General features: G+C 67.2%; 6 protein-coding genes. 4 read left to right on the top strand and 2 right to left on the bottom strand.

The annotated features are described in order from the left end of the window. The first annotated feature begins 209 nt into the window (after positions 1 to 209). Positions 210 to 1,082 (top strand): 3'-5' exonuclease, encoded by an 873-nt coding sequence (locus FVW27_RS03630; protein WP_167122814.1) that lies wholly within the window; start codon positions 210 to 212, stop codon positions 1,080 to 1,082. Between the two features lie 208 nt (positions 1,083 to 1,290). Here FVW27_RS03630 and FVW27_RS03625 read toward each other — a convergent pair whose 3' ends face one another. Both FVW27_RS03625 and FVW27_RS03620 read right to left on the bottom strand, forming a co-directional pair. Next, entirely contained in the window at positions 1,291 to 1,800 is a 510-nt protein-coding gene (locus FVW27_RS03625) for a 4Fe-4S dicluster domain-containing protein (protein ID WP_167122812.1), read from the bottom strand. A 10-nt stretch (positions 1,801 to 1,810) separates the two neighbouring features. Further along, positions 1,811 to 3,958, bottom strand: coding sequence for a molybdopterin-dependent oxidoreductase (locus FVW27_RS03620; protein WP_424991844.1), 2,148 nt, complete (start codon positions 3,956 to 3,958; stop codon positions 1,811 to 1,813). Positions 3,959 to 4,439: 481 nt separating this feature from the next. Between FVW27_RS03620 and FVW27_RS03615 the strand changes: the two genes are divergently transcribed. From FVW27_RS03615 to FVW27_RS03605, 3 genes are all read left to right on the top strand, one after another. Next, positions 4,440 to 5,621, top strand: coding sequence for an iron-containing alcohol dehydrogenase (locus FVW27_RS03615; RefSeq protein WP_167122808.1), 1,182 nt, complete (start codon positions 4,440 to 4,442; stop codon positions 5,619 to 5,621). A 275-nt stretch (positions 5,622 to 5,896) separates the two neighbouring features. Further along, positions 5,897 to 6,457 carry a 4Fe-4S dicluster domain-containing protein gene (locus FVW27_RS03610; protein WP_167122806.1) on the top strand — a complete coding sequence of 187 codons (561 nt, stop codon included), beginning with the start codon at positions 5,897 to 5,899 and terminating at the stop codon, positions 6,455 to 6,457. Next, positions 6,454 to 7,368 (top strand): CoB--CoM heterodisulfide reductase iron-sulfur subunit B family protein (locus FVW27_RS03605; RefSeq protein ID WP_167122804.1); only part of this gene is annotated, 915 nt, incomplete at its 3' end. The genes FVW27_RS03610 and FVW27_RS03605, both read left to right, overlap by 4 nt.

The following is a 7,368-nucleotide window of genomic DNA, read 5'->3' as shown; positions in this document are numbered from 1 at the left end:
GGACCGGGCGCGCCTGTCGGTCTGGACGCACTGGCCCTGCGCCGCGCCCGAGAAGCTCTGCACGCGCTGGACGGGCTGGCGGAGCATTGCAAGGCCGTCCGTCCGCCCCGGCGGGAAGATGGCGCGGGTTGGGTGCCCGCCGGTCACGCCCCGATCCGTCCGGTCACCCCGGTCAGCCCGATCGCGTCTTCACGACAGGGAGGCAGGACATGAAGCGGCTGTTGCGCCGCCTGCTGTCCGGCAGCGGTCCGGACCCGGGCACGCCGTTGCGGGGGATGGTCTTCGTATCCGTGGACTGCGAGATGACCGGCCTCAACCCGGCCCGCGACGATCTGCTGGCCGTGGGGGCCGTGGCCCTGCGGGGCACGCGCATGGATCTTTCCGCCACCTTTCGCGGCCTGCTGCGCCCGGCCTGCCCGGTACGGCCCGAAGGGGTTCCCGTGCACGGCATCCTGCCCGGCGAAGCGGCTCATGGCGACGAGGCGGCGGCGGAACTGGCCCGACTGGACGACTGGCTTGCCGGGTTCGCCACAATGCCTGACGCGGGGAGCGGGGCAGGGAAGGGGGCAGGGGTGCCGGTGGTGCTGCTGGGCTGGTGCCTGGGGCTGGACGAGGCCTTTCTGGCCGCCGGGCGCAAGCGGGCCGGGCTGCCTGCCCGCACGCATCCCCGGTGCAACGTGCTGGACCTGTTCCGGCATCTGCGCGCCACTGGGCGTCCGGAGGCATGCATCATGACCGTACAGCATCATTTCGAAACGGCGGGAAGCGTGTCATCTTCAGACGCGTTTCCAGCCCCGCTGCTTGCCCCGACCGTGCCGAATTCTCCGGGCACGCTGGCCGCGCTGACGGGCATCCCGCTCAAGGATGCGGACCTGTACGCGGTGGCCCGTGCCCTTGGGGTGGATGTGCACGGGGCGCACGACGCACTGGGTGATGCCTGCCTGTGCGCACAGGTCTTTCAGCGTCTGGTTCCGCTGCTGGAGCGGGGCCTTGGCCGCAGGGCCGTGTGGGGCGATCTGGCGCGCGCCGCCGATGCGGCAACCTGCGGAGCGCGACATGGCGGTGGGGCCTTCGGGCTGTGACGCGCATGGCGTCGCCGTGCCCGTGCCGTCTGCGTCTCTCCGGTTTCCGGAAGGGTGAAATCTCCGGAATACCCCAACCCCATCCCGTTCCATCCATCATGACGAAGCGCCCCGCCGGAACCTCTGCTCCGGCGGGGCGCTCGATCATCATGCGGTGGCGTGGCTGCGCGGGACCAGCAAATGACGGCTTGCGTTCCGCAGGCCCCGGCTAGCGTTCCGCCAGAGCCCGCTGCGGCGCGCGCTTGCGCTGTTCCTCGTAGCGGGGGTCGTCCTGTCCCACCAGCGCAAGCGCATGGGTGGTGCAGCCGGTGACACAGGCGGGCTTCAGCCCGGCGTCGATGCGGTCCATGCACAGGTCGCACTTCACGGCCTTGTCGCCGTCCTCGTTCCACTGGGGGATGTGCCAGGGGCAGGCTTCCAGGCAGGCGCCGCAGCCGATGCAGTCGTCGGCCTCCACGTACACGATGCCGTCGGCCTCGCGCTTGGTCATGGCCCCGGTGGGGCACACGTCCACGCACTCCGGCTCCTCGCAGTGGAAGCAGGGCATGTACAGGGTGCGGTACAGGGGCGCGCCGTTCGGGCCGGGTACGGGGCCTTCGGTAAAGTGCTCGCCCAGCTTGATGCCCACGGGCATGGCGTTCTTGACCTTGCAATGGACTTCGCACGCCTTGCAGCTGATGCAGCGGCGTTCGTCGGTGACGATGCAGTAGGTGCTCATGTGCTGTCCCCTATGCCCTGGCCGCGGCCTTGCGCACGGCGACGAAGTGTTCCTGCATGGAGATGCCGCCCCCGGCCCGGTCGTAGCGTTCCAACCCGCCGGGCATCAGTTCCTGGTCGGCCACGCCCTTGCCCCGCGCGCGCGATTCCACCGGCAGCCGGTGGCCGAAGCCGTGCACCATGAACAGCGCCTCCGGGTGGACGAAGTCGGTGACGAAGGCGCGGATGCGCCCGGCTGCGGTGCCGCGGGCGTCCAGCACTTCCAGCAGCTCGCCGTCGGCAATGCCCAGTTCGGCGGCCCTTGCGGTGTTGATCCAGGCCACGTTGGTGGACATCTGCTCGGCCAGCAGCGGGTTGTTCACGGTATGGCCCTGCGTGTGCAGCGCCGTGCGTCCGAAGGCGATGCGGAACATGCCCTGCGGCGGCGCGGGCGGCGCGGCGTAGGGGCGCAGGCTGGGTTCCCCGGCCTTGGTCCACTTGGGGCTGATCATTTCCAGCTTGCCGGACGAGGTGGCGAACTTCAGTTCCGCGTCCTCGCGGTACTTGGGGGCATCGCACAGTTCCACGAAGCCCTTGGCGTCGAAGTCGGCCATGGTCACGCCCGTGGGCTGCAACTGGTATTCCCAGATGTCCTCGATGCGCTCGAAGGCCAGCTTGTCCATGCCCAGCCGTTTGGCGAGGCCGCACAGGATTTCCCAGTCGGCCCTGGTGTCCAGCGTGGGCTGCATGGACCGCTTGCGCACGAAGAACTGCGGCTTCAGCCCGCCCTTGGAGGCGATGATGCTCTCGCGCGAAAGGTAGGTGGACAGGGGCAGCACCACGTCGGAATGCCACGCGGTGTCGGACCACGAGAAGGTCACGCTGACCAGAAGGTCCAGCCCTTCCCACTTGCGCTTCATGGCTTCGGCGTCGGGCATGGCCATCAGCGGGTCGTGCCGGTAGCAGATGTACGCCTTGACGGGGTACGGGTCGCCGGTGGCGATGGCGTCGTAGGCCAGGTTGATCAGGCCGGGGCCGCCGTCGAACTGGGTGTGCCGCCAGCCCACGCCGTCGGCGCGCTTCTCTTCGGGGGCGGGGTACAGGTCCACCAGCTTCTTCAGGCCCTTGCGGCCCACGTCGCCGGGCTTGTTGGCGATGGGCAGGCCGCCCTTGGCCCCGATGGAGCCGAGCAGGGCGTTGATGATGTACGCTGTGCGACAGACGTGGAACGAATCGTCGTAGCGGGCCACCATCCAGCCGGGGTGCCAGATGACGCCCGGCGCGGCCTCGGCCAGTTGGCGGGCCAGCGCGGTGATGGCGGCGGCGGGCACGCCGGTTTCGCCTTCGGCCCACTGAGGGGTGCAGGTGGCCACATGCTGGGCCAGCGCGTCCAGGTCCTGCACGTGCGCTTCGACGTAGGGCTTGTTGTACAGCCCCTCGTTGATCAGCACGTGGATGACGGCCAGGTTGAAGGCCAGGTCGCTGCCGGGACGCACCATGTAGAAATTGTCGGCCTTGCCGGCGGTGTAGGTGGCGCGGATGTCCACCACGCTGAGCTTGCAGCCCTTTTCCATACCGTCGAGCACCGCGTTGGCCTCGGCCACATTGATGGCTTCAAGGATGTTGCGGGTCTGCAATACCAGATGCTTGCAGTTGCGGTAGTCGTAGACCACTTCCTTGCGGCCGATGCCCATCACCGACTTGGCGGCGTGCTGCACGTTGCGCGCGCAGGCGCTGTCGTGGTTGCAGTAGTTGGGCGAACCCAGGCCGCGCACGAACGCCTGGTGCAGGTCCACGAAGGGGCCGCCCCGGTCGGAGAACAGCACACTGCGCCCGCCGTGGGCGGCGGTGATGTCCTTCAGCTTTCCGGCCACGTAGTCCAGCGCCTCGTCCCACGAGGCTTCGCGCCACTTGCCTTCGCCGCGTTCACCCACGCGGATCAGCGGGCGCTGCGGACGCTCCGCATCCATCTCAAGGGCGATGCCCGCCGCGCCGCGCGCGCACAGCGATCCCTTGAGGGGCGACTTGGGGTTGCCCTCGATGCGAACGGCCTTGCCGTCCTCCACCTCGACCACGATGGGACAGCGCACGCTGCACATGCCGCATACGCTGTACACCTGTTGCCTGCCTGCCATGGCTGCCTCCGGTGTTTGCCTGCCGTTGGATATCTGGTTGAGCATGCCCCGCCTATCAACGCTTGTCCGCAACAGGCAAGCGAAGCCGTGCATGTGTCGTTTGTAACAGGAACACGCTTTCCGATACACGCGTGACCGTGAAAAATCGAGAGGGTTTCGTGAAAACAATCACGATTCGCATGCTTGACGTGTTTATTATGTTTTTTTAGGCACATGTGGCATTTCGACCCAACCAGGCTTGCGAGGTGGCCCATTCTGTCCCCAAGCCCGCCAGCCCGCGCCGGGCCTTGACTGGGGGAACCCCACAGGCACGAAAGTACCATGTACCGTGCCCGCCCGGCGGGCACGTCCGTGCATGACCGGGCCAGTTGTCGCCAGCCGTGCGGGTGGCAAATCATGCAGTATAACGAAATGTCAGGAGAAGATACTTTGGCCCCGTCCTTGCTTTAGTGGGGGCAGGAGTGTTCGCGGGGATTACGGGCCCCGCGATGACGTCGCTAACCCCAACTCAGCGAGGTAGGCAGACATGGCAGTGCAGGAACAGGTTTACGGGTTCTTCATTCCCAGCGTTACCCTGATCGGCATCGGCGCTTCCAAGGCCATCCCCGAAAAGATCAAGGCGCTCGGCGGATCCAAGCCGCTCATCGTCACCGACATGGGCATCGTCAAGGCGGGCATCCTGAAGCAGATCACCGACCTGCTGGACGCCGCCAAGATGGCCTACAGCGTGTACGACGAAACCATTCCCAACCCCACCGACGACAACGTCCACAAGGGCGTGGAAGTCTACAAGAAGAACAAGTGCGACAGCCTGATCACCCTTGGCGGCGGCAGCTCGCACGACTGCGGCAAGGGCATTGGCCTGGTCATCGCCAACGGCGGCAAGATTCACGACTTCGAAGGCGTGGACAAGTCGTCCAAGCCCATGCCGCCCTACGTGGCCGTGAACACCACGGCGGGCACCGCCTCCGAAATGACCCGCTTCTGCATCATCACCGACACCAGCCGCAAGGTGAAGATGGCCATCGTGGACTGGCGCGTGACCCCCAGCATCGCCCTGGACGACCCGCTGTTGATGATGGGCATGCCCCCGGCGCTGACCGCCGCCACCGGCATGGACGCCCTGACCCACGCCGTGGAAGCCTATGTTTCCACCATCGCCACCCCCATGACCGACGCTTGCGCCGAGCAGGCCATCACGCTCATCGCCACCTTCCTGCGCCGCGCCGTGGCCAACGGGCGCGACATCGAGGCCCGCGAGCGCATGTGCTTTGCCCAGTACCTGGCGGGCATGGCCTTCAACAACGCCAGCCTCGGCCACGTGCACGCCATGGCGCACCAGCTTGGCGGCTTCTACGATCTGCCGCACGGCGAATGCAACGCCATCCTGCTGCCGCACGTCTCGCAGTTCAACCTCATCGCCAAGCTGGACCGCTTTGCCCGCATCGCCGAACTGCTGGGCGAGAACATCAGCGGCCTTTCGGTGCGCGACGCGGCGGAAAAGGCCATCTGCGCCATCAAGCGCCTGTCGGCGGACGTGGGCATTCCCGCGGGTCTCGTGGCCCTTGGCAAGCGATACGGCAAGGACGTGAAGGCCAAGGACATCGCCATCATGACCAAGAACGCCCAGAAGGACGCCTGTGGCCTGACCAATCCGCGTTGCCCCACCGATGCTGATGTCGCGGCCATTTACGAAGCGGCCATGTAAGGGGTACAGACAAAGCCGGGCGTGGTCCTTTCAAGGGTGACGGCGGGCAACCCCACCTGCGACCGGCCCGCGCGGGAAATGCACCACCATTTCCGCGCGGGCGCATGAAGGCCCCCACGCCGGTCCCTTCCACAGATGAAGCGGACCAGATCGGCCCGACCGGTTTTGTGACCAGTGTCCCCACTTGCGCTTTCAGCCGTCGCGGGGAGGAGCGTTTCTTCCCCTTCCCGCGGCGGCATACGTGAGCGCGCAACCGCAACGTGCCGGGAAACGACATGGACGTGACCAACCTTGAATCTGTCCGCGACGACGACTTCATCCATGCGGTCATGGAGGAAAGCGGGCAGGATCTTACGCACTGTTATCAGTGCGGCAACTGTACGGCGGGGTGTCCGTGCGGGTTCGCCTACGACATCCAGGTCAGCCAGATCATGCGCAACCTGCAGGCGGGCCGGAAGGACAAGGTGCTGAACAGCCGCTCCATCTGGCTGTGCCTGTCCTGCTCCAGTTGCACCACCCGCTGTCCCAACAACATCGACGTGGCGCGGGTGATGGATGTGCTGCGCCACATCGCCCGGCGCGAGGGCCGGGTGGCCGAGAAGGGTGTGACCACCTTCTGGGACGCCTTCCTCGCTTCCGTGCGCAAGCATGGCCGGGTCTACGAACTGGGCGTGGTGGCCAACTACGTGGCCCGCACCGGCAGGGTGTGGACCGACATAGATCTTCTGCCGCGCATCGCGCCCAAGGGCAAACTTTCCCCCATGCCGCACGACATCCAGGGCAGGGACGAGATCGCCCGCATCTTCCAGCGCTACGAGGAGGAAAGGACGCGATGAATCTCGCCTACTACCCCGGCTGTTCGGGACTCGGCACCTCGCGCGAGTACGAACGCTCCACCCGGGCCGCCTGCGCGGCGCTGGGCGTTGCGCTGACGGACATCCCGGACTGGAGCTGTTGCGGCTCCACCCCGGCCCACGCGCTGGAACACGCCCTGTCGGGCGCGTTGTCGGCCCGCAACCTGGTGGGCGCGGCCCGCGCGGGCTGCGACACCGTGGCCACCCCTTGTCCGAGCTGCCTTTCCAACCTCAAGACCGCCCGCCACCGCATGGCCGACGACGGCTTTCGCGCCAAGGTGGGCCGGTTGCTGGATCAGCCTGCCGAGAAGCTGGCCGACCTTCCCGACGTCCAGTCAGTGCTGGAAACGCTGGTGACCCGGGTAGGGTTGGACACCATCCGCGCCAAGGTGCGCCAGCCCCTCGCCGGGCTGCGCGTGGCCCCCTATTACGGCTGCATCATGACCCGCCCGGCGGATGTCATGCGCTTCGACGATCCGGAAAACCCCACCTCCATGGACGACCTGCTCACGGCGCTGGGCGCCGAGGTGGTGCCCTTCCCCTACAAGGTGGAATGCTGCGGGGCCTCGTACGGCGTCACACGGCGGGACATCGTGGCCCGACTTTCCGGGCGGCTGCTGGGTGCGGCGCGCGACGCCGGTGCCCACGCCGTGGTGGTGGCCTGCCCGCTGTGCCAGATGAACCTGGACCTGCGCCAGACGCAGGTGGAATGGCCCGGCGGCAAGGCCGTGGACATGCCGGTGTTCTACTTCACCCAGTTGCTGGGGCGCGCCCTGGGCGTGCCGGATGCGGAACTGGGGCTGGAGCAGCTGTGCGTGGACCCGGCCATTGCCTTCCGCCGCGCGGCGCAGGTTGTGGCGGCGCGGCAGGCCGAAGAGGCCGCGCAGGCAGCC

It is taken from the genome of Nitratidesulfovibrio liaohensis (assembly GCF_011682075.1).
Lineage (GTDB): Bacteria > Desulfobacterota > Desulfovibrionia > Desulfovibrionales > Desulfovibrionaceae > Cupidesulfovibrio > Cupidesulfovibrio liaohensis.
Note: the sequence above shows the minus strand (reverse complement) of the source record. Positions and strands in the feature narration are given on the sequence as shown.